General features: G+C 56.1%; 13 protein-coding genes and 2 pseudogenes. 13 read left to right on the top strand and 2 right to left on the bottom strand.

What is annotated here, in order from left to right; all coding sequences use genetic code 11:
* Positions 1-157 precede the first annotated feature (157 nt).
* The 13 genes and pseudogenes from ACYCZJ_RS02970 (at position 158) to ACYCZJ_RS03030 (ending at position 20,581) form a co-directional block, all read left to right on the top strand.
* Positions 158-2,122, top strand: coding sequence for a DNA topoisomerase IV subunit B (locus ACYCZJ_RS02970; RefSeq protein WP_461552738.1), 1,965 nt, complete (start codon positions 158-160; stop codon positions 2,120-2,122).
* Between the two features lie 149 nt (positions 2,123-2,271).
* On the top strand, positions 2,272-4,650 hold the full coding sequence (gene parC, locus ACYCZJ_RS02975) for a DNA topoisomerase IV subunit A (RefSeq protein ID WP_461552739.1): 2,379 nt from the start codon (positions 2,272-2,274) through the stop codon (positions 4,648-4,650).
* Positions 4,651-4,823: 173 nt separating this feature from the next.
* Positions 4,824-5,684: a phosphate ABC transporter substrate-binding protein gene (locus tag ACYCZJ_RS02980; protein ID WP_461552740.1), complete on the top strand. Its 861-nt coding sequence runs from the start codon at positions 4,824-4,826 to the stop codon at positions 5,682-5,684.
* Between the two features lie 884 nt (positions 5,685-6,568).
* Positions 6,569-7,983, top strand: a pseudogene (locus ACYCZJ_RS02985) (diguanylate cyclase).
* 439 nt (positions 7,984-8,422) lie between these two features.
* Positions 8,423-8,896 (top strand): MarR family transcriptional regulator, encoded by a 474-nt coding sequence (locus tag ACYCZJ_RS02990; RefSeq protein WP_461552741.1) that lies wholly within the window; start codon positions 8,423-8,425, stop codon positions 8,894-8,896.
* On the top strand, positions 8,893-10,437 hold the full coding sequence (locus tag ACYCZJ_RS02995) for an efflux transporter outer membrane subunit (RefSeq protein ID WP_461552742.1): 1,545 nt from the start codon (positions 8,893-8,895) through the stop codon (positions 10,435-10,437). Before ACYCZJ_RS02990 ends, ACYCZJ_RS02995 begins: the two co-directional genes overlap by 4 nt.
* Positions 10,438-10,497: 60 nt before the next feature.
* Positions 10,498-11,640, top strand: a complete 1,143-nt coding sequence (locus ACYCZJ_RS03000) for an efflux RND transporter periplasmic adaptor subunit (RefSeq protein ID WP_461552743.1) — start codon at positions 10,498-10,500, stop codon at positions 11,638-11,640.
* Positions 11,641-11,648: 8 nt separating this feature from the next.
* The gene (locus tag ACYCZJ_RS03005; RefSeq protein ID WP_461552744.1) at positions 11,649-14,735 is read left to right on the top strand and encodes an efflux RND transporter permease subunit; all 3,087 of its coding nucleotides are present in this window, start codon (positions 11,649-11,651) and stop codon (positions 14,733-14,735) included.
* A 199-nt stretch (positions 14,736-14,934) separates the two neighbouring features.
* Entirely contained in the window at positions 14,935-15,321 is a 387-nt protein-coding gene (locus ACYCZJ_RS03010) for a glutathione S-transferase N-terminal domain-containing protein (RefSeq protein WP_461552745.1), read from the top strand.
* Between the two features lie 487 nt (positions 15,322-15,808).
* Positions 15,809-17,866 (top strand): DNA (cytosine-5-)-methyltransferase, encoded by a 2,058-nt coding sequence (gene dcm, locus ACYCZJ_RS03015; protein WP_461552746.1) that lies wholly within the window; start codon positions 15,809-15,811, stop codon positions 17,864-17,866.
* 5 nt (positions 17,867-17,871) lie between these two features.
* Positions 17,872-18,279: a hypothetical protein gene (locus tag ACYCZJ_RS03020; protein ID WP_461552747.1), complete on the top strand. Its 408-nt coding sequence runs from the start codon at positions 17,872-17,874 to the stop codon at positions 18,277-18,279.
* 63 nt (positions 18,280-18,342) lie between these two features.
* Complete coding sequence (locus tag ACYCZJ_RS03025) at positions 18,343-18,813, top strand: type II restriction endonuclease (RefSeq protein WP_461552748.1); 471 nt, start codon at positions 18,343-18,345, stop codon at positions 18,811-18,813.
* Between the two features lie 643 nt (positions 18,814-19,456).
* Complete coding sequence (locus ACYCZJ_RS03030) at positions 19,457-20,581, top strand: Fic family protein (RefSeq protein WP_461552749.1); 1,125 nt, start codon at positions 19,457-19,459, stop codon at positions 20,579-20,581.
* Between the two features lie 214 nt (positions 20,582-20,795).
* Here the strand turns inward: ACYCZJ_RS03030 and ACYCZJ_RS03035 are convergent, their stop codons facing one another.
* Together ACYCZJ_RS03035 and ACYCZJ_RS03040 are read right to left on the bottom strand one after the other, a co-directional pair.
* Positions 20,796-21,944: a Fic family protein gene (locus tag ACYCZJ_RS03035; protein WP_461552750.1), complete on the bottom strand. Its 1,149-nt coding sequence runs from the start codon at positions 21,942-21,944 to the stop codon at positions 20,796-20,798.
* A gap of 178 nt (positions 21,945-22,122) precedes the next feature.
* Positions 22,123-22,268: pseudogene (locus ACYCZJ_RS03040) on the bottom strand (IS3 family transposase); the annotation flags it as partial.
* Positions 22,269-22,288 lie beyond the last annotated feature (20 nt).

Raw genomic sequence — 22,288 nt, forward strand, 5'->3', positions numbered from 1 at the left:
AAATTGGGGCGAGTGAAAATTTTTCAAGAGGAAGAGGTTTATCGGACTGGTTTGCACGATAATCCTCCCGGGAATTACCATCTACCGATTTATGCTTGCGCGCATTCTTGTTAGTCTATAGCGCATTCCTGAATAAAATATATACGGCAACACACCCATGGCAAAACAGAATTACGACGAATCTTCCATCCGCGTACTGCGCAAACTGGAGCCGATCCAGTTACGCCCCGGCATGTATACCCGCACCAACGATCCTACCCACATCATTGTGGAGGCCATCGACAACGGCGTGGATGAGGCAATGGCGGGTTACGCGAAAAATATCGACGTCACCCTGCATCGCGATGCCTCGGTGTCGGTGCGCGACGACGGGCGCGGTATTCCAACCGGCATCCACCCCGAAGAAAAGGTGCCGACGGTGCAGGTGGTGTTTACCGTCATCCATTCCGGCGGGAAATTCGCCAAAGGCGATACGGACAGCAGCTATAAATTCACCGGCGGCCTGCATGGCGTGGGGGTTTCGGTCACCAATGCGCTGTCCTCGCGGCTGGAAGTCGAAGTCAAACGCGGAGGCAAGCTGCACCGCATGAGCTTTGCCGAAGGCGAGGTGGTCGAACCGCTGGCCATCACCGGTAACTGTGCGGCGAAAGACACCGGCACGGCAATTCGCATCTGGCCGAACCCGAAATATTTCGATTCGCCCAGCGTTTCGCGCAGCGAGCTGGAACACCTGCTGCGCGCCAAGGCCATGCTGCTGCCCGGCGTGCGCGTCACGCTCAACATCGAAACCGCATCCGGCACGGATGTGAAGGAATGGCATTTCGAACGCGGCATGGCGCAGTATCTCGACCAGATGATTGCCGAGGACGAACCCATCGCACCGGCATTTTGCGGCGAGCGCTATCTGAGCGGCAGCGAATCCTTTTCCAATGGCGAAGGGGTGCAATGGGCGCTGGCGTGGGTGGCGGGATCGGGCGGCGGGGAATCGTACGTCAACCTCATCCCGACACTGGGCGGCGGCACGCACGAGGCCGGCTTGCGCGACACGGTGTTCAACAGCGTGCGCATATTCGCCGAACAGCACGGGCTGATGCAGCGCAACGTGAAGCTTGCCGCCGACGACGTGTGGGCCAGGCTGCGCTTTGTGCTGGCGGTGCGCATGGTCGATCCGAGTTTTGCCGGGCAGACCAAGGAAAAGCTGTCCTCGCGCGAGGCGGTCAAGCTGGTCGGTGCGGCCATCAAGGACACCTTCGATCTGTGGCTCAACGAACATGTGGCGGAGGCCACCCGCATTGCCGAGCAGGCGATCAAGCTGGCGGTGGCGCGCACCAAGTCGTCGAAGGCGGTGGAGCGGCGCAAGAGTTCGGGCGTGGCGGTGTTGCCGGGAAAACTGAGCGACGCCGAATCCTCCGACAATCGCATCACTGAGCTGTTTCTGGTGGAGGGCGATTCCGCCGGAGGGTCGGCCAAGGCCGGCCGCGACAAGGAGATTCAGGCGGTGCTGCCATTGCGCGGCAAGGGCATGAACAGCTGGGAAGTGGAGCGCTCGCAGATCCTCGCCAATCAGGAAATCCATAACATCGCCGTCTCGCTGGCCATCGACCCGCATAGCCTGGACAGCACGCTGGACCTGAACGAACTGCGCTACGGAAAAGTGATCATCCTGGCGGATGCCGATGATGACGGCGAGCATATCAAGGCGCTGTTGCTGACGCTGTTTTTCCGCCACTTCCCGCAGCTGATCACGCATGGACATATCTACATCGCCCAGCCGCCGCTGTTCCGCGTCGACGTTCCCGCGCAGGGCAAGGGCAAGCCGCCGCGCAAATTGTATGCGCTGGACGAGACGGAACTGACGGTGCTGGAAGCGCGCTTGCGCCAGGAAGGCGTCAAGGAAGGCGCATGGCAAGTATCGCGCTTCAAGGGTCTGGGCGAGATGGATGCGATCCAGCTATGGGAAACCACACTGTGCCCGGATACCAGAAGACTGGTGCGGGTCGAGGTCGGCGACGATCTGCCCGGCACTTTGAGCATCTTTGATAACTTGATGGGCAAGGCCAACGCCGCGTATCGCAAGGAGCAGATTTCCGTGCATGGCAATGAAGTCGAGGCAGATATTTAACGGGAAGGCAAAAGGCAAAAGGCAAAAGGCAAAAGGCAAAAGGCAAAAGGCAAAAGGCAAAAGGCAAGGACTCCACTAAGCTTGAGTTTTATCTTTCCCAGCGCTCTCCATGGCGCGTGCTTTATTCGAGCTGTAAATCAGGACTTAACATGAACAAACCAACAGATTTATTTTCCGGGATGAGTGATTTGCCGGCAGCCTCCGCGGGCGGCGGTAACGGCGATCAGCCGCCGCCCGCATCCGCGGCGCCGCCGGAAGACGGGGATGTGCGTTTTCTGCTCGGTGAATATACCCATCAGGTGTATCTGCGCTATGCCATCAGCGTGGTGAAGGGTCGCGCCTTGCCGTCCGTATCGGATGGCGAAAAACCGGTGCAGCGCCGGATTCTGTTTGCCATGCACCAATTGGGCCTGATGCCCGGCGCCAAGCCGGTGAAATCGGCGCGCGTGGTCGGCGATGTGATCGGTAAATACCACCCGCATGGCGATTCCGCCTCGTATGAAGCCATGGTGCGCATGGCGCAGGATTTCGTGCTGCGCTATCCGCTGGTCGACGGGCAGGGCAATTTCGGTTCGCGCGATGGCGACTCCGCGGCCGCCATGCGTTACACCGAAGTGCGGCTGACCAAATATGCCGAGCTGCTGCTGTCCGAAGTGGGCGCAGGCACGGTGGATTTCCGCCCCAATTACGACGGCTCCGAGCAGGAGCCGGTGGACTTACCGGCGCGCTTGCCGTTCCTGTTGCTGAATGGCGCATCCGGTATCGCGGTGGGGATGGCGACCGAATGCCTGCCGCACAACATGCGCGAAGTGGGCGCAGCGGCGGTGGCCTTGTTGCGCGACCCGGCCCTCAGCGTGGATGGCGTGCTGGAACACATCAAGGGGCCGGATTTCCCCGGTGGCGGTCACATCATTTCCAGCCCGAAGGACATCCGCGACACCTATGCCAGCGGTCGCGGCAGCTTGCGCGTACGCGCGCGCTGGACCATCGAACAGCAGGCACGTGGCCAGTGGCGCATGGTGATCCACGAACTGCCGCACGGCGTCTCGGTAAAAAAAGTGCTGGAGGAAATCGGCGAATACACCGACCCGCAGGTGAAGGCAGGCAAGAAAGACCTGAGCCCCGAGCAGAAGGCGATGAAGCAGTTGTTCCTCGATGCGCTGGAAACGGTGCGCGACGAATCCGGCAAGGATGCCAGCGTGCGTATCGTGCTGGAGCCGCGTTCCTCGCGCATGCCGCTGGAGCAATTCACCACGCTGTTGCTGACGCATACCAGCCTGGAGACAACCGTATCCGCCAACATGGTGGCGATCGGGCTGGATGGCAGGCCGAGCCAGAAGAATATCCTCGATCTATTGTCCGAATGGATCGCGTTTCGCTACACCACCGTCACGCGCCGAAGCGAGACGCGCCTGGCTCAGGTGCAAAAGCGGCTGCATATCCTGGAAGGCCGGATGGCGGTGCTGCTCAACATCGATGAAGTCATCCGCGTGATCCGCGAATCGGATGAACCGAAAAGCGATTTGATGATGCATTTCAAACTCAGTGAAATCCAGGCTGAGGACATTCTGGAAATCCGCTTGCGGCAATTGGCACGTCTGGAGGCCATCCGCATCGAGAAAGAAATCGGCGAATTGCGGACGGAAGAAGACGGCCTGAACAAGGTGCTGGGCAGCCGCAAGGTGATGCGCGACCTGATCGTGAGCGAGATCAAGACCGACGTGAAGAAATTCGGCGATGAGCGGCGCACGCTGATCGAGGCAGCGGAGCGGATTACCGCCAAAGCCATCGCTGTCCCCGATGAAGCCTGCACGGTAATCCTGTCGAAGAACGGCTGGATCCGCCAGCGCAGCGGCCATGACACTGACGCCGGCACCCTGACTTTCAAGGACGGCGATGATCTGCTTGCGCTCTGCAAGACGCGCACCGTGCATCCGGTGGTATTGCTAGATAGTGGTGGGCGCGCTTACACCGTTGCCTCGTCCGATATTCCGGGCGGCCGCAGCGATGGCGTGCCGGTGGCTTCCCTGCTGGGTTTGCCGGCCAAGGCGAAAATTGTCGCCATGTGTGCGGCGGCGCCGGATACGCAATACCTGTTCAGCACCTCGGCCGGTTATGGCTTTATCGCCGTACTCAAGGATCTGGTGTCGCGGCAGAGAGCCGGCAAGGCGTTCATGAACATCGCCGAGAAGGATGTCCTGTTGCCACCCGTTGAAGCCGGCGACAGCGTGTTGATCGCCGCGCTGGGCAGCAACGGCAAGCTGCTTGCCTTCCCGGTCAGCGAAATGAAAGTGCTGTCAGGCGGCAAGGGCGTGATCGTGCTGGGCGTGGGGGAAGGGGAGACCATGCTGTCCGCCGCCACGGTACGCGAAGGCGGCACGGTGAAAATTCTCGGTCAGGGCAGGGGTGGCAAACGCTCGGAACAATTGCTGGGCTGGAATGCATTGCAGGATTACGTCCTGCACCGCGCCCGCAAGGGCGTGCTGGCCCCGGTAAAATTCAAAGTGGAATCAATGGTCGCTGAATGATGTGCCCGGGCACCTCGCCAGCTGTCAGTTGCGTATAGCCAGTCATGCACTGCGGAAGTCTGATTCTGTGTCAAAATGGCGTCAATACCGGTATAAAATGCAAACGGTGTTAGGCAAGCGTAGCCGGAACGCCGCTGCCGAATATCAGCCTCCGGGGCGGCACAGGAGAAAGTATGTTTAAGCATTGGAAACCAGTCCTTGTGCTCGCACTCTGCACCCTGCTGCTGGCTTGCTCCAAGCACGATGCGCATATGGAAAAACGCTTTGACGGCACGTTCTCTGTTCATCCGGCCGGCAAGCTCCTGCTGACCGGATCGAGCACCATGGCGCCGCTCATGCGGGCCATAAGCGAGCGTTTCCGGGCGCAGCATCCGGGCGTGCAAATCCAGATACTGACAGGCGGCTCCAGCCGCGGCATCCATGATGTCCGCGCGGGCAAGGCAGACATCGGCATGGCGTCGCAAGCTCTGACGGACAGGGAGCGCGGCCTGAACGGCTTTCTGATGGCACGCGACGGCGTGGGCATCATCGTCAACAAGGACAACCCGCTAACCACGCTCACCGATCGGCAGGTTACCGACATTTTCACCGGCAGGATCGGCAACTGGAAGGCATTGAGCGGCCGCGATGCGCCGATCGTGGTCGTCAACCGCGAACAGGGCCGTAGCGAGGCAGAGCTGTTCACCCACTACTTCAAGTTTGCGTACGGCGATATCCGGGCAGCAATGACAACGGGCGACAACCAGCCCACCATCGATGCGGTCGCCCGCAACCCCAATGCCGTCACCTTCGTTTCTCTCGGTGAAGCGGAGCGCAGGGCGCAGGCCGGCACGCCCATCAAACTGCTGGCGCTGAACGGCGTGGCGGCTTCCAGCAAAACTGTGCGTAACGGCAACTATCCCTTGTCGCGCCCGCTTTCCCTGGTGAGCAAGGATCTGCCCAAGGGGCTGGCGCGCGCGTTCATCGCGTTCTCCCTGTCTCCGCAGGTCACCGGTCTCATCGAGGAAAACGGCTTCGTCCCTTACGAAGATTGACACCCATGAACGTGCCGCAACGAATGATCCAATGGGTAAGCCGGCCGAGTCTGCGCGCCATGCTGGTGAGCGGAGCCGTCGCCGTGTCGAGCCTGATGCTGCTGGTCGGTATCATTGCACTGGTGAGCCAGAACCGGATGCTGACCGTGGCCGACCGCATGCTCGACACCGATGCGCGGATCATGGCGCTGAGTTTGCGCAGCGATGCGTTAATGTTCGATGCGCGCCGCCACGAGAAAAATTTTCTGCTGTTCTATCGGGAATTCGGTTTTGACGAAGCCAGGTCGCGTTATGTGACCCTGCTGCGTACCGATCTGGCCGACGTGCGCGAGAATCTGGCGGAAATGCGCCGTTTCATGACAAGACCGGACATGGTGCAACAAACGCAGGCCATCGAGCAGGCCGTCGATCGCTACGAATCATCCTTCCTCGATATGGTGGACCTGTATGGTCAACTGGGTTTCGTCGATACCGGCCTGGAAGGGCAATTCCGCGACCGCGCGCACGAGATGGAGAAACTGCTCAAGGACACCCGGCAGGAGCGGCTCATGCTCGATCTGCTGGTCATGCGCCGCGCGGAGAAGGACTACATCATGCGCGGGCTGGAGGTGGATGTGCAACGGATTGAAGAGGCCATAGCCGGGTTCAAGACCGATCTGGCGCATTCCACGCTGCCCGACAATCGAAAGAACGAACTGCGCGCGCTCGCCGATGAATACCAGCCCCTGTTCCTGAAATACGTGCAGATCAAACACCAGATCGACGGCAAAAAACATGAGTATTTCGCTGCGGTGCGAACGTTCGTTCCGCTGCTGGAAAATCTGAGCATGGAGGCGGCGGCCATAGACGAAGCAAAGCGCGACAGCGCCCACGAAACATTGCATATGGCCGAGCGCATCGTGATCGGCATCACCCTGGGTGCGATTCTGTTCGTGCTGCTGGTGGCATGGCTGGTGTCGCGTGGTATCGCCAAACCGGTGCAGGAATGCGTGGATTTCGCCAGGCGCGTGGCGCGCGGCGATTTGCAGGGCCGCATGCAGCGCAGCGGCCGCGACGAATTCGGTACGCTGGCCAACGCCCTGAACAACATGACCGACGCGCTGCAGGAAGCGGCCCGTACGCGCGAGCAACGGACCACGGAACTGGCCACGACGAACCAGGCCTTGCACAGCGAGATACGCCAGCGCGAACAGGCCGAAGCAGCGATCAACAAGATCAACGCCGAACTGGAACACCGTATCGCCGAACGCACCGCACAACTGCGCGACGCCAACGCCGGGCTCGAGCGGCACAACCGGGAAATCTCCCTGCTCCGGGAAATGGGCGACGTCCTGCTTTCCTGCCTCACGCTTGAAGAGGCCTACAAGGCCGTCCCCAGGTTCAGCCAGCAGCTGTTTCCCCTTGCGGCAGGACATCTCTATTTGCTGCAGGCGTCGCGCAACCATCTGGAAGCGGTCGCAACATGGGGTGATCCGATGGCCAGGGCACCGATGTTCGCGGTCCAGGAATGCTGGGCGATGCGGCGCGGCCAGCTGCATTGCGTCGTCGATCCGCACACCGGGCTGGTCTGCCCGCACGTGGAAAGTTCGGGCGTGGAACTGCGCCCCTACCTGTGTGTGCCGATGATGGCCCAAAGCGATACGCTGGGCACGCTCTACCTGGAGTTCCCGGCACCTGATGAACAGACAAGTGATGATGCGATTCCGGCTTCCGACCAGGTGCTTGCCGCCATGCTTGCCAAACAGCTGGCCATGGTATTCGCCAACCTCAGACTGCGTGATGCGATTCGGCAGCAGGCGATCCGCGACCCCTTGAGCGGACTGTACAATCGGCGTTATCTGGAAGAAACCATGCTGCGCGAGCTGTCGCGCGCCGCCCGCAAGCAGTTGCCGCTCGCGGTCATGATGCTGGATATCGATCACTTCAAACGCTTCAACGACACCTTCGGACACGAGGCCGGTGACGTAGTGCTGCAGGGTTTGGCCAGGTTGCTGCTCAGCCACATGCGCGGCAGCGATGTCGCCTGCCGTACGGCGGCGAGGAATTCGTTCTGCTGCTGCCTGATACAGCTCTCGAAACCGCCCGCCAGCGCGCCGAGGAATTGCGAACAGCCGTACACCAATTGCAGGTCAACCAACAGGGGCGGCCGCTGGGTCCGGTGAGCATCTCCATGGGGGTTGCCATGTTCCCGGAACACGGCACCACAGCCGAGGATCTGATCCGCGCCGCCGATACCGCCATGTACGAGGCCAAGCGCGGAGGGCGCGACCAGGTATGCCTGGCACAGACTGGCGCGTGAATTTGTATTTCTACCATCCATCATCTCATGGGAGATGCACTGCACAGTGCAGGCGAAAAAAACCAGCTGGGTGAAGGATTGGTTTTTGATGGTGAAATTCAAAGTGGAGCCTGTGGCGGCTGAATGATGTGCCGTCATGACGAAACCGCAAGCACATCTTGCCGACAAGCCTCGACTGGATGTGTCATTGCATCTGACCAAAGCGTGAGAGCATCTACGCCTCCGCGCCAGCCGCCGATAAATTATTCTCAGCCCTTGTGATCGAGAGCCCAAATTGTCATGTTGACTAAAAGTAATAACGCAAGTTATTATTTTTCACGTTATTATTTTTGTGTCCACAACTATGGTTAAGGAATGCCTTAACGTTTTTGAACAGCGTCTGGATGCCATAGACAGCCAAATATCCGGTCAGCCTCGCCAGGAAGTAATGCTGTCACGCATGCAGTTTATGATCTTCAAGAAATTGCAGGAGTTGATGAATCAGAGCCTGCAGCCTTACGGGATTAACGACACGATCTGGACTGCATTAATCATGCTGTATTCCAGCCCCGGCCGTTATATTTACCCGAGCGATTTGAGCCACATTGTGGTGTCTTCCCGTACCAATATCACCCGGTTTGCTGACGAAATGGTGAAAAAAGGCTGGGTAAGCCGGAAAGGCCATGAAACCGACAGACGCAAAGTCGTTTTAAGCCTGACCGACGCAGGCACCAAGCTGGTTGAAACGATCATGCCCAGGCAGTGGGCGGTTTACCAAGCCCTCTGGAAAGATTTCAGCTTGGCCGAAAAAGGCAAAATGCAAGCGCTGCAGTACAAGTTAATGGATTCAATATCCAATTTGAGCGGCGTGCCGGATCCAGCTATCGAATGTGCGCCATGCACCGATAGCGTCAAATCCAGTCATCGGAAATGAAAGCCAGAATTATGACGCGCACTTCTGTTTTTACTGGATTAATCCCGGCCCATACTTTGCTGCTGACGATCAGTACTTTAGCGCTGTTTGGCTGCGCCAGTGCCGGCCCGGATTTCAAGCGGCCCCCAGCGCCAGCAGTAAATGGTTACACCACACAAAATTTGCCCGTTCAAACTGCGACGGCACCCGATACAAATATGGGCGGATCGCAGCGTTTTATGGTTGGGCAAGCCGTGCCAGCGACATGGTGGAAAAATTTCGGTTCTGCCAAGCTCGATACGTTCATTGAACAGGCATTGCACAGCAGCCCGTCATTGGAAGCCGCTCAAGCGACGCTGCGCCAGGCCCAGCAAACCTATGCAGCGCAGGCGGGTTCCAGCCTGTATCCGCAAGTGGATGCGAACCTGGGCGCGCAACGGACCGGCACCAATAACTCCGGGATGGGTTTGACCGGAGGCGATCGGGTATTCGAGCTGTATAACGCGGGCGTGAAAGTCAGCTACAAGCTGGACCTGTTCGGCGGTAACCGCCGTGCACTTGAAGCCTATGCCGCGCAGACTGATTATCAGCAATATCAGCTTGAAGGCGCGCGACTGACGCTGGCTGCAAATGTGGTCACGGCTGCCATGATGCAGGCGCAATACAGCGCGCAAATCAGCGCCAGCGAGGCGATTCTGGCGGCCCAGCAGAAGCAGCTCGGCATCGCCCGGCAACGGCTTGAGCTGGGTGCGATTGCGCGTAGCGAGGTGCTCACTTTGCAAACGCAGGTCGAGCAAACGCGCGCCAGTATTCCTCCGATCCGCAACAAGCTGGATCAAACCAATCATCTGCTTGCCGTGCTGGCAGGACAGGCGCCCGGTGCGGGGGAAGTGCCGCAATTCACCCTTGCCGATTTCACGCTTCCGGCCGATTTGCCGATCGTCATTCCTTCCGAGCTGGTACGCCAGCGCCCGGATATTCAGGCGTCAGAGGCGTTACTGCATGCAGCCAGCGCGCAATACGGTGTGGTGATTTCCAATAGTTATCCGCAGATCAACTTGTCCGCAACGCTGGGCTCACAAGCATTGCTTGCGTCGAGCCTGTTTGGCGCCGGCTCAATGATATGGGGGTTGGCCGGTCAGATAGCGCAACCGCTATTCAACGCGGGCCTCAAGGCTGGCGTGAAATCCGCCGAGGCCGGATTGGATGCAGCGGCCGCCAATTACCGGCAGACAGTGCTGCAAGCCTTGCGGAATGTGGCCGATGTGCTGCGCGCGCTGGACAACGATGCGCAAACTTTGCAGGCGCAGGCCGCTGCCGATGACGCTGCACAAACAGCGCTTGATCTCATGCAACAACAATATCAGCTGGGCGGTGCAAGTTATTTGCAGCTGCTCACCGCGCAACAGCAGGCACAACAAACACGTATCAACCTGATCGCTGCGCAAACCCAGCGTTTGACTGATACCGCAGCGCTTTATCAATCCATGGGGGGTGGCTGGGTGGCGAATGTTAATCAGAATGCAACGACGCCCAAATCTGTCAGTACGGCAGCTGATTAAGCGGCGTTTGATTGAATGCCAATCGCGTCTCAAACTCAACACTGATGCACGGAGTATTTTATGACTAAGGGAACGACCAAGCGGATGGTCATCATGCTGCTGTTTGCTGCATTGGTATTTGGCGGTATATACGGCTTCCAGCAATTCCGCAACAAAATGATACAGAAGGCAATCAGTGGAAAAGGCATGCCGCCGCAAGCTGTGTCGACGATTGTCGCGCAGCCATCGGCATGGCAGCCCAGCATCGAGGCTGTCGGCAGTTTACGTGCCGCAAGCGGTGCCAATCTTGCTGCCGAAGTGGGCGGACTGGTCACGGCAATCCATTTCGATTCGGGTAAAACGGTCAAGGCAGGGCAACTGCTGGTGGAATTGAATGCCGGGCCACTCAAGGCGCAGCTCGAACAACTCAAGGCAGCAGCGGCACTGGCCAGACAAAATTACGAACGCGATTCGGCGCAGCTCAAGGTTCAGGCAATCAGCCGGGCAGCAGTTGATACCGATGCAGCCAATCTGAAAAGCGCACAGGCGCAAGTGGCAACCCAGGAAGCTACGATTGCCCAGAAATCGATACGTGCGCCTTTCTCCGGAAAACTGGGCATACGTCAGATAGATCTCGGTCAATATCTGGCTGCCGGGACGACGATCGTCAACTTGCAGAAACTGGACCCCATGTATCTGGACTTTAGTGTACCCCAAGGCCAAATAGACCTGATTCATGTGGGCGACAAAATCACGGTACAAACCAGTGCCTTGCCGGGCAAGACTTTCAACGGCATTATTTCCGCCATAGAGCCGCAGGTGGATACAGCAACACGCAACCTCAAAATACGTGCCCGGATTGCCAATCCAAAAAGTGAACTATTGCCGGGCCTGTTTGCAACAGCTCAGGTGGACGAGGGTGGCAAACGGCAATACATCACTTTGCCCAATTCGGCGATAGCCTACAATTCATACGGCAGTACGGTCTATATCGTCAAGGATGCAGGCAAGGACAAGGACGGCAAACCCAAGTTGTCAGTCGAGCAACGCTTTGTGACGACCGGTGCGACGCGCGGCGATCAGGTGGCGGTACTCACCGGCATTAAAGCGGGTGAAACGGTCGTCACAACGGGTCAGCTTAAACTGCATAATGGTGCGCCCGTATTTGTAAATAACAGCGTGCCAGTAGCGAACAATCCCGATCCGAAAGTGGGCAACGAATGAGTACCGCCGTGAGCACCACGATGCGGAAATTCACCGATCTGTTTGTCGAACGTCCGGTACTGGCATCGGTTATCAGTCTGGTGATATTGGTGCTGGGCTTGCGTTCGATGGGGTCGTTGCCCGTGCTGCAGTTTCCTTATACCCAGAATGCGGTCGTGACAGTGAGCACAGCCTATCCCGGTGCCGACGCCAATCTGGTGGCGAGTTTTATCACCACGCCGCTGGAAAATGCGGTATCCCAGGCGAATGGTATTGATTACATGACCTCCAGCAGTATTCAGGGGGTCAGCACCATCACCGCCAACTTGCGCCTCAATTATGATCCGGACAAGGCGCTGACTGAAATCAACACCAAGGTTAACGCGGTGCTCAACCAGCTGCCGCCGCAAGCGCAAAAACCGGTGATGTCAGTCGCCATCGGACAGACCATTGATGCAATGTACATCGGTTTTTACAGCGATGTGCTCAAGCCGAATCAGGTGACGGATTATCTGGTACGTTCGGTCCAGCCCAAGTTGCAGGCGATTGATGGTGTACAGACAGCGGAATTGCTGGGGGCGAAAAACTTCGCCTTGCGCGCCTGGCTGGATCCGCAAAAGCTCGCTTCGGTGGGGTTGACTGCGGCAGATGTGTATAGCGCCCTGGCGGCGAATAACTTTCTGTCTTCCAGCGGGCAAACCAAGGGGCAAATGATTCAGATCAACCTGAATGCATCGACCGCGTTGCATTCGGTCGATGCATTCAAACAGATGATCATCAAGCAGCAGGGTGAGTCGGTGGTGCGTTTGTCCGATGTGGCCAACGTCACGCTGGGTGCCGACGATTATGAATCCAGTGTGTCGTTCGATGGCAGAAAGGCAGTGTATGTCGGCATTCAGGTTGCACCTGGAGCAAACCTGCTGGATGTGGTTGCACGCGTGCGCAAGGCCATGCCGGAAATCGAGGCGCAATTGCCTCAGGGTTTAAATAGCAATATCGTTTACGACTCGACCAAATTCGTCAATTCATCCATACACGAAGTGGTCAAGACTTTGGTAGAAGCCATCCTGATTGTAATGGTGGTGGTATTCGTCTTTCTGGGCTCGCTGCGCGCGGTTCTGATACCGATTATTGCGATTCCACTGTCCCTGATCGGGGCATTCACGGTGATGCTGGCGCTGGGTTATTCAATCAATCTGCTTACGTTGCTGGCATTGGTGCTCGCCATCGGGCTGGTGGTGGACGATGCCATTATTGTGGTGGAAAACGTCAGCCGGCATCTGGAAGAAGGGCTGTCGCCATACGAATCGGCAATTAAAGCCGCACGAGAGCTGGCCAATCCCATTATCGCGATGACCATCGTGCTGATCGCGGTTTACGTGCCGATCGGCTTCATGAGCGGGCTGACCGGTGCGTTGTTTACCGAGTTTGCATTTACGCTGGTCGGCGCAGTGACGATGTCCGCAATCATTGCGCTGACGCTTTCGCCCATGATGTGTTCACGCATGTTGCGTGCGCCCAAGCTCGAAGGCGGCAACTGGCAGGATCATCTGGTGATATGGCTGGATAAACAGTTTGAGCGTCTGCATGTGCGTTACCAGCGCAGACTGCATGGCGTGCTCAATTATGTTTCCGTGATCGCGGTATTTGCGCTGATCGTGTTGGGTGGCATCTATTTTCTCTATACGACTTCGATGTCCGAGCTGGCGCCCCAGGAAGATCAGGGCATCCTGATTTCCGCCTCATTCAATGCGCCCGATGCCACGCTCAAACAGCGCGAAATGTATGGCGCGCAGGTTCGGAATGTGTTCAACAGCTTTCCCGAAACCGGCCATATATTCCAGCTGAATTCGCCGACGCAGGCGATTACCGGCATGGTGCTCAAACCCTGGGATGAACGTACAAGAACCACCAATCAGTTACAACCTTTGGTGCAAAAGGATCTGGGCAAAATTGCCGGTACCCAGAATGCCATCTTCCAGCCGCCACCCTTGCCCGGCGCACGCGGCTTGCCGATTCAGTTCGTGATTACGACGACCGAACCGTTCTCCCAGCTCAATGATGTAGCGCAGCAGTTCCTGCAAGCTGCGCAGAAAACCGGGGAATTCATCTTTCTGCAGACCGACCTGCGTATCGATCTACCACAAACAACCGTGGTGATTGACCGCAATATGGCGTCACAACTCGGTTTGAATATGCAGGATATTGGTTCGGCCTTATCCGCCATGCTGGGCGGCGGCTATGTGAATTATTTCGAGCTTGGCGGCCGCGCCTACAAAGTCATACCGCAGGTTGCGCAGCAATACCGCCTGAATGCCGACCAGCTCAAGCAGTATTACCTGCGTACTGCCAGCGGAAAGATGGTGCCTTTATCCACCGTTGCGCATCTGGAAACCAGTACCCAGCCGGAAACCATTAACCATTTCCAGCAGCAAAACATGGCCACCATCCAGGGCGTGGCATTCCCGACCATTTCACAAGGCCAGGCACTGCAACGCTTGAAAACACTGGCTCAGCAAACCTTGCCGGCTGGCTATAGCTTTGACTACTCCGGACCTTCGCGCCAGTTCGTGCAGGAATCGGGCGGTCTGCTGCTTACTTTCTTCTTCGCCATTGTGATTATTTTTCTGGCGCTGGCGGCACAGTTCGAAAGTTTCCGTGATCCAGTCATCATTCTGGTATCAGTGCCGATGTCGATTGCCGGTGCGCTGATTTTCATCAATCTCGGGATAGGTCACGCCACCCTTAACATCTACACTGAAGTCGGTCTGGTGACGCTGATAGGCCTGATTTCCAAGCACGGTATCCTGATCGTGGAATTTGCCAATAACTTGCAGCGTATGGGTGCCAGCAAGCGCGAAGCCATCGAGAAGGCCGCCAGCTTGCGCCTGCGTCCGATACTGATGACCACGGCAGCAATGGTGCTGGGTGTCGTGCCACTCATCATGGCCAGCGGTGCAGGCGCGGTCAGCCGCTTCAACATGGGGCTGGTGATTGCCAGCGGCTTGTCGATAGGCACCTTGTTTACCCTGTTTGTCGTGCCCGGTGTGTACATGCTGCTGGCGGCGGATCATAGCCATGAGGCGCGTGCACTGGCACAACGCGAGGCGCATTGATTAGCACACACTTAGCCGTGCACGGAGACTATCCCGTGTGCGGCTGTTGTTTTATCTGCCCACCATGGGCATGAAGTTTGGTCTTCCGCGGAACCATTCTGATTTTCCGGGCCGTCTGGAGAGTCCGGGTGTGGCCTGATGAGCCATCGTGGCATCTTGTTCACTGTCCTTACTGCCAACAATAACGCGGGTATTTTTAATGAAAAGTATTTTCAGAATTTTTTTCAGGACACTACGAATCGTACTGACTCCTTTCATGCTGCTGTGGGAAAAAGCAACCACACCGAAGGGCATCGTCCGCTTGCCCGAGGCACAACAGCAGATCGACCAGCAATGCAAAAATCTGGCGCTGTATCAATTCAAGACTTGTCCGTTCTGCATCAAGGTGCGGCGCGAAATGAACCGTTTATCGCTGGATGTCGCCTTGCTGGATGCGCAAAAACAGCCACAACACCGCGAAGCTCTGTTGCAGGGTGGTGGTCGAGCCAAGGTGCCCTGTCTGAAAATTACCGATGACAAAGGCAATAGTCAGTGGATGTACGAGTCTTCCGACATTATTCACTATCTGCAAAAGCGTTTTGCCTGACGCATGGCATTCTTCCTGCCAAACGCCGGTTTTCAGGATTTTTGCGGTGCCGGTTGGGGTGGCACATAACTGAGCAGAATGTCTTCTTTATTGATCCCGGCAGCCACAATCCGGCGCAATCGAAAGATATACCACGGTTTATTGTCAGCGTGATTTGTATTTCTTCGGGAGTGAGCTAAACGGGTTTCGAGCCATGCAAATTTGAAATTTTATGTTTTCAGTATGGGTGAATTGGCGTGAACGGGTAAGAACAGGCTGGTCAATAGCTTGGCTCTGATTATTTGCCGTGAGTAGAAGCACAATGTAGTGACGGTAGCTGATGAAAACCGTGAATAGCCTGATCGCTTCAACTGTGGGTAATTCAGTAAAGCAACCGTCTGTTTGCCAGTCGCGTCTCATGCAGATAATCGTTTTTTCTTGAAATGGCTTCTAAAAGGGAAAATTACGGGCATAATGTCCGCTATTATTCCCAGATATGGAGCGAGTCATGGCTACAGTCCTCCACACCGGTCCCAACCGGGACATCGCGACAAGCTATCTCTCCGCAGCGCTTAAAACCCATAAACAAGCCGAGATTGCCCGTCATTTGGGCGTAGATGCCCGCACCGTGCGGCGTTGGGTAGTTGAGCAGTCAGTGCCCGCTCATTACGCATTCGGCTTGCAACGTCTCCTCCCGCTGGAGTTGCCGTTATCCGATGATGCTCCATTCAAATTCATTGACCTTTTTGCCGGCATTGGTGGTATCCGCATGGCCTTCGAGAGTTTGGGCGGTCGCTGCGTGTTCACCAGCGAATGGGATAGTTACGCGCAGAAAACCTATGCTGACAATTTCCCCGGCGGACACCAGATCAATGGAGACATCACCCAAGTAGCAGCAGCGGATATTCCCGATCACGATGTCCTGCTGGCAGGCTTTCCCTGCCAGCCGTTTTCCATTGCCGGGGTCAGCAAAAAAAATGCGCTCGGCAAAGCACATGGCTTCGCCTGCGAAACGCAAGGCACCCTGTTCTTCGATGTCGCCCGCATCATCGAAGAGAAGCAACCGCGCGCCTTTCTGCTGGAAAATGTCAAAAACCTTGTCTCGCACGATAAAGGACGAACCTTTGATGTGATTAAACGCACGTTAACCGAGGAACTGGGCTACCACATTCATTACCGTGTGTTAGACGGCGCGCATTTCGTGCCGCAGCATCGCGAGCGCATCCTCATTGTCGGCTTTCGCGAACCCACCAACTTTGATTTTGATGCCTTGCCGTTGCCCGCGAAAGGCAGGCGCACATTACGCGAAATTCTGCACAAGACCAATGGCAGCGAACCGAATTTACCGTGGGACGGGGATCGGTTTTTCAACCACGCAGGGCAGCAGGCTGATCCCAAATACACGCTTACCGACAAGCTATGGGCCTATTTGCAAGGCTATGCAGCAAAGCACCGAGCCAAGGGTAATGGCTTCGGTTTCGGTTTGGTCACTCCCGACAGCGTCACTCGTACCCTGTCTGCGCGTTACTACAAGGATGGTTCAGAAATCCTCGTCTATCAGGGAGAGGACACTAATCCACGGCGCCTGACGCCACGCGAATGTGCACGGCTGATGGGCTTCCCGGATTCGTTCAGAATTCCGGTATCGGATACGCGGGCTTACATGCAGTTTTCCCAAGCAGCTGTCGTCCCGATGGTGGAAGCAACTGCTAAACTCATGACTTCATTAATTTTCCCCAAGGAGTCGGCAGACATGGTTGCTACCGTGGTATCGCCGAAAGACATCATGGCTACAGGGCTTTGGACAAAGGAGCAAATTAAGTTAGCTTTCCACTTGTATTGTCAGCTCCCGTATGGACGAATTCACGGACGCAATCCGGAAATAATTGCATTGGCAAAGGTTGTCGGCCGTACATCTGATGCGGTTGCTATGAAGATGCTGAATATCGCCAGCCTTGATCCAGCCATTACGAGTACGGGACGAGCTGGCTTGGGAAATGCCTCGGCGTTGGATCGCGAGGTATGGACTGAATTCCACTCGGATTGGGAAAGGTTGGCCGTGGAGTGCCAGCTGCTCCGGCAGCAACTCGACAAAAATATTGTGGAGGATTTGGAGTTGGAAAGCGATGAGTTATTGCCAGAAGATTTCACTGGAGAAACCCGGCAAGTTCTAACAACACAGAGAATCAAGCAGCATTTTTTCCGCCGTACTGTACTCAGTAGCTATCGCGGGCGTTGCTGCATGTCTGGCCTGTCAGAGCCGCGCCTATTGGTTGCCAGTCACATTGTGCCGTGGAGCAAAGACAAGATGAATCGCCTAAATCCAAGTAATGGCCTGTGCCTCTCGGCGATTCATGACAGGGCTTTTGACAAAGGGCTGATAACGCTTACCGATGATTTCAAGATCGTTGTCTCGGAGGAATTAATACGGAAGAACGAGACTTTCATCATAGAATTTCTGCGACCGTTAAATGGCCGCACGATTGAGCAGCCAGAACGCTTCGCACCGCAAGCAGAGTTTATCGCTTGGCATAGGAAAGAACTCTTCGTGGACAACAGGAAATAGCCCCAATGCAACTCACGGAAAAGCAGGCGGGGATACCGAGTGACACTCCAAGAGAGTGTTGCGTTGTTGAGTACCTTTATCGCGACGCATCAAACTATAAAGCTTGGGGAGAAATTCTTCTGTCAGGCGTTCCATCGCAAAACGACATTGCGGTATTACGCGCCTGTTTGGAATCGGATACATACTTCGTTGCAGAGCAGGTCGGTATTCCAGTCTTGTACCAAGTACTTTGGGAGTTTGGTGGCCCTAATTGTGACGATCATGCTCTGCATGAGTTTGTAGTACTACGAGCGGCGAGTGAAGATGAAAGAAAATCTTTACCACTATTTGGCGCTTTGTCGAGTTTGATTAAAACATTCCAAGCCGTAACTAAGTGGGATTATTCACTCTCCCCCAATTTCGATATCTACTAAATCCGAATCATCACCATTGGTGGGACAGATATTGTTTCTTCAGTCGTGCGTGGATTTCCCGATTTGGACGCAACTTTCTTGAGCGCAAGCCAGCACCGAAAATCGCGTGCGGGACGTTCCTTTGAACAACACATCTCAAGGCTTCTTCGTGATGGCCGGATTGCTTTTGAAGAACAAGCTGTAACGGGAGGTCGCCGCCCGGATTTTGTGCTGCCTAGCCTTGTGGTTTTGAAGGCAAAAAAAAGGACGTTCGAAGAAGCGATGGTGCTCTCGGCAAAAACCACCCTTCGTGAGCGCTGGAAGCAGGTGACAATGGAGAAATTCAACTGCGCACTGTTCCTGGCAACCGTCGATGATCGTGTATCTTCGGCGGCTATAGATGACATGAATAATCAGGGAATTCATCTGGTTGTTCCTGAGTCTCTGAAAAAATCGAAGGAAACTTGTTACAACGGCAAGACAAACGTAATCACGTTCCGTGAATTTTTCGACGAAGAGATTTCTTTGAAGAGACCAAGCTGCCGGCAAATCTAAAAGGTTGTTTCCAACGAGGATCGGGCTCAGATTCAAATTAAATCGTCTTGAGGTGAAGCGGCCAGATGTGCAATCAAGTCCTCATCGGGCCGTGTCGCTGTAACGAGGGCACGCTGAAAATAGAATTGCAGTGTATCCAGTGTCGCGCAATCGGGGAGCATCAGTTGTGGAAATTCAGTTTGGGCCAAGTTCACCAATGACCAATGTGAGCGGAACTTTGGCTGAATCTTCTCGATTCCCGAACAACTTGTATAAGAAATGCATTTTTTTTTAACACGTCCTGCACGATATGTTTACAAAGCTGGGATTTTTGATTATGAGCATTCACTAACAAGTCGCCCGATGAGCAATCCTGTTGCGGACGGGACAACAAAAACCCAACCGCGCAAACTCAGCGCCTTAACTGTGGAACGCACCACTGCGGAAAGTGGCGAAAATCGGTCCCTACAGACTTGAGTTCTACCATTTCCAACCGGTTTTCAGCGATGGCTATGTCGTTCAACATCCGCATCGGTTCGATTCCGGGTCTGGCAACTGAACCCGCGTCCTCATGACGATTTCTGCGGAAAATCGTCCGATCATTCTCCGCACATAATGCGGTGAATAACTTGCCTTTGCGGAGAATGAGTCCCATAATCTCCGCATGAATAGCGGCGATTACACTTACATCTGGCAGGCCAGTGATTGGCCGAGCTGGCACTACGACCTGGCTTCCTTGGCTGGGCCATTGGCCAACGTCAGTCGTGCACAGGGTCTGCTGCTCGGCCGTTTGGCCGATGTCGGCATGGCCTTGCGGGATCAGGCCAGTCTGGCGGCGTTGACGGAAGACGTGATCAAGACCAGCGAAATCGAAGGCGAGCGACTCGATGCCGGGTCAGTTCGTTCTTCCATTGCCCGCCGCCTTGGCGTCAACATCGGGGCGGTAGCGCCAGTGGATCGCCATGTTGAAGGCGTGGTCGAAATGGTGCTGGACGCGACTGCACGTTGTGACGCGGCGCTGACAAAGGATCGACTATTTGGCTGGCATGCCGCCTTGTTTCCTACCGGCTATAGTGGGTTGGCCCGAATTCGCGCCGGTGCATTTCGCGATGATGCCAGCGGCCCCATGCAGGTGGTGTCCGGCCCAATCGGCCGCCAACAGGTCCATTTCGAGGCACCACCGGCGCATAATCTGGAAGCGGAGATGACGCGCTTTGTCGAGTGGGTCAACACCAGCACGCCTGATCACCCTATCCTGAAAGCGGGGCTTGGTCACCTGTGGTTTGTCACCCTGCACCCGTTCGACGATGGCAATGGCCGTATCGCCCGGGCGATCGGTGATCTGTTGCTGGCGCGTGCCGATGGCAGTCCGCAGCGTTTTTATAGTCTATCGGCGCAGATCCAGCGGGTACGCCGTGAGTACTATGGCATTCTGGAACATACCCAAAAAGGTTCGCTGGATGTGACGCTGTGGCTCAAGTGGTTTCTGGAAAATCTGGCGACGGCAGTCAATACCGCGCAGCACACACTGGATGCTGTGCTTGCCAAGACACGCTTCTGGCAGCGCTGGGCCACCATGCCGTTGAACGAGCGGCAAGTGAAACTGCTCAATTGCTTGCTGGATGGCTTTGACGGCAAGCTGAATAGCAGTAAGTGGGCGGCCATTGCCAAATGTTCACCGGATACGGCCTTGCGCGACATCAATGAATTGCTGGCGCATGGCGTATTGCGCAAGTCTGCGGCAGGTGGGCGTAGTACCAGCTATGAGTTGAATGAACTGCCCGAATAGTTTTCCGAGTGGACAATGTGGCCAGATGCCTGGTCCATAGGCTTTCACAGAACACCCCGCGAACACGCGGAAACTGAAGCGAACAGGCAAGAAAAAACCCCAACCAGGAAACAGTTGGGGTTTTGTTATTGGTGGCGGACGGTTGACCATGTGCTGACTGGCCTCCCGAGCTTATGAGCACTGGTGCGGGCTGCTGCGGGTTGGTGGGTACTCGTCACCGGGAGAGCAGTTCAACGTAGGCTTGGTAGCTGTAGCTGCGGTTCTTCTTCTGCCCGGTCATCTCCGTCACGATGCCCAGGTCCTCCAGCACCTTCACGGCAGCCGTCGCGGTGGGGAAGCTGGTATCCAATTGCTGGCGAACGCGTTCGATGGTGAAGCGCGGCATCATCGGTAGCATCTCGAACAGCCGGTAGCTTGCCGGGCCTGCCCTGGATGACTGCAATAAGCGTCTGCGGTCAGCGGCAACAAGATTGGCAACTTCAATGATGTTCTTCTCCGCATCACCGGCGGCGCTTGCCACCCCCTCCAGAAAGAATGTCACCCAGGACTCCCAATCGCCGTCTGTACGGATGGCCGACAAGCGACGGTAGTACTCGGCCTGATGCTGCTTCAGGTAGCCGCTGAGGTATATCAACGGCTCTGACAGCAATCCCCAATGTTCGAACAGAGCCGCGATCAGCAGGCGGCCGATACGTCCGTTGCCGTCAAGGAAGGGATGGATGGTTTCAAACTGCGCGTGGATGAGCGCCACCTTGATCATGGGCGGCAAATCCGTCGCGGTGTCGTGAATGAACCGCTCCATGTCGGCCAGCAATTCGGATACGCGCTCGGGCGGTGGTGGCACAAAAACGGCATTGCCGGGCCGTGTGCCACCGATCCAGTTTTGCGATCGGCGCAGTTCCCCAGGCTGTTTGCCAGCGCCTCGAGCGCCGTCAAGCAGCAGCCGATGGGCGTCGCAAAGCAACCGCACACTGATGGGCAGTCCTTTTGGATCACGCAATTGTTCTTGAACCCAGCGGAAAGCACGGAGGTAGTTCGTCACCTCCTCCACATCGTCGGTGTTGCTCACCTTGAAGCCCGCTTCTTTATCGAACAAGTCGGTCAGCGTGGCCTGCGTGCCCTCAATCTGCGACGTGAGCAGGGCTTCCTTGCGGATGGCGCTGTTACAACAGCCAGTCCACTGACGGAACCAACCCGGACACACCCGCCAGACGCGCGAGCGCAAGTTCTGCCTGACGATTGAGGTTAGCAAAAAGGTAGGGGCCAGGACCGGGTCAGCCGGTGGCAACGGATGAGGCACGAACGCCCGTACCGGCTCGCCTAGAGTCGTCGAAATCGCGTAAGTACCGGTGGAACGAGTCATTCAAAGCTCTCTTTGATAAAGCATCGCAATATTAAAACATTCTTTAATAAGCTAGACAACAATTAAAGAAGTCTTTCATTTGTCCAGATTGCATCACTTCACGCGTCGTAGGCGCTTAACCACCATCAGCCACCGGCTTGACCTTGAATCGCCCCGGGTTTCGTGGAGGCTATTTGGTTTAAGTTAAAACCCCGGAATTGATCTCTTCGGCGATTTGCCTATAGTAGTTTGCCTCCGCTTCTGCAGCCGGTATATACCCGATGGGCTCCAACAGGCGGTTGCGATTGAACCAGGCACCCATTCCAGCGTTGCCAGTTCCACAGATTTAACGGAACGCGCGGTCG

This window comes from Sulfuriferula sp. (assembly GCF_054605375.1).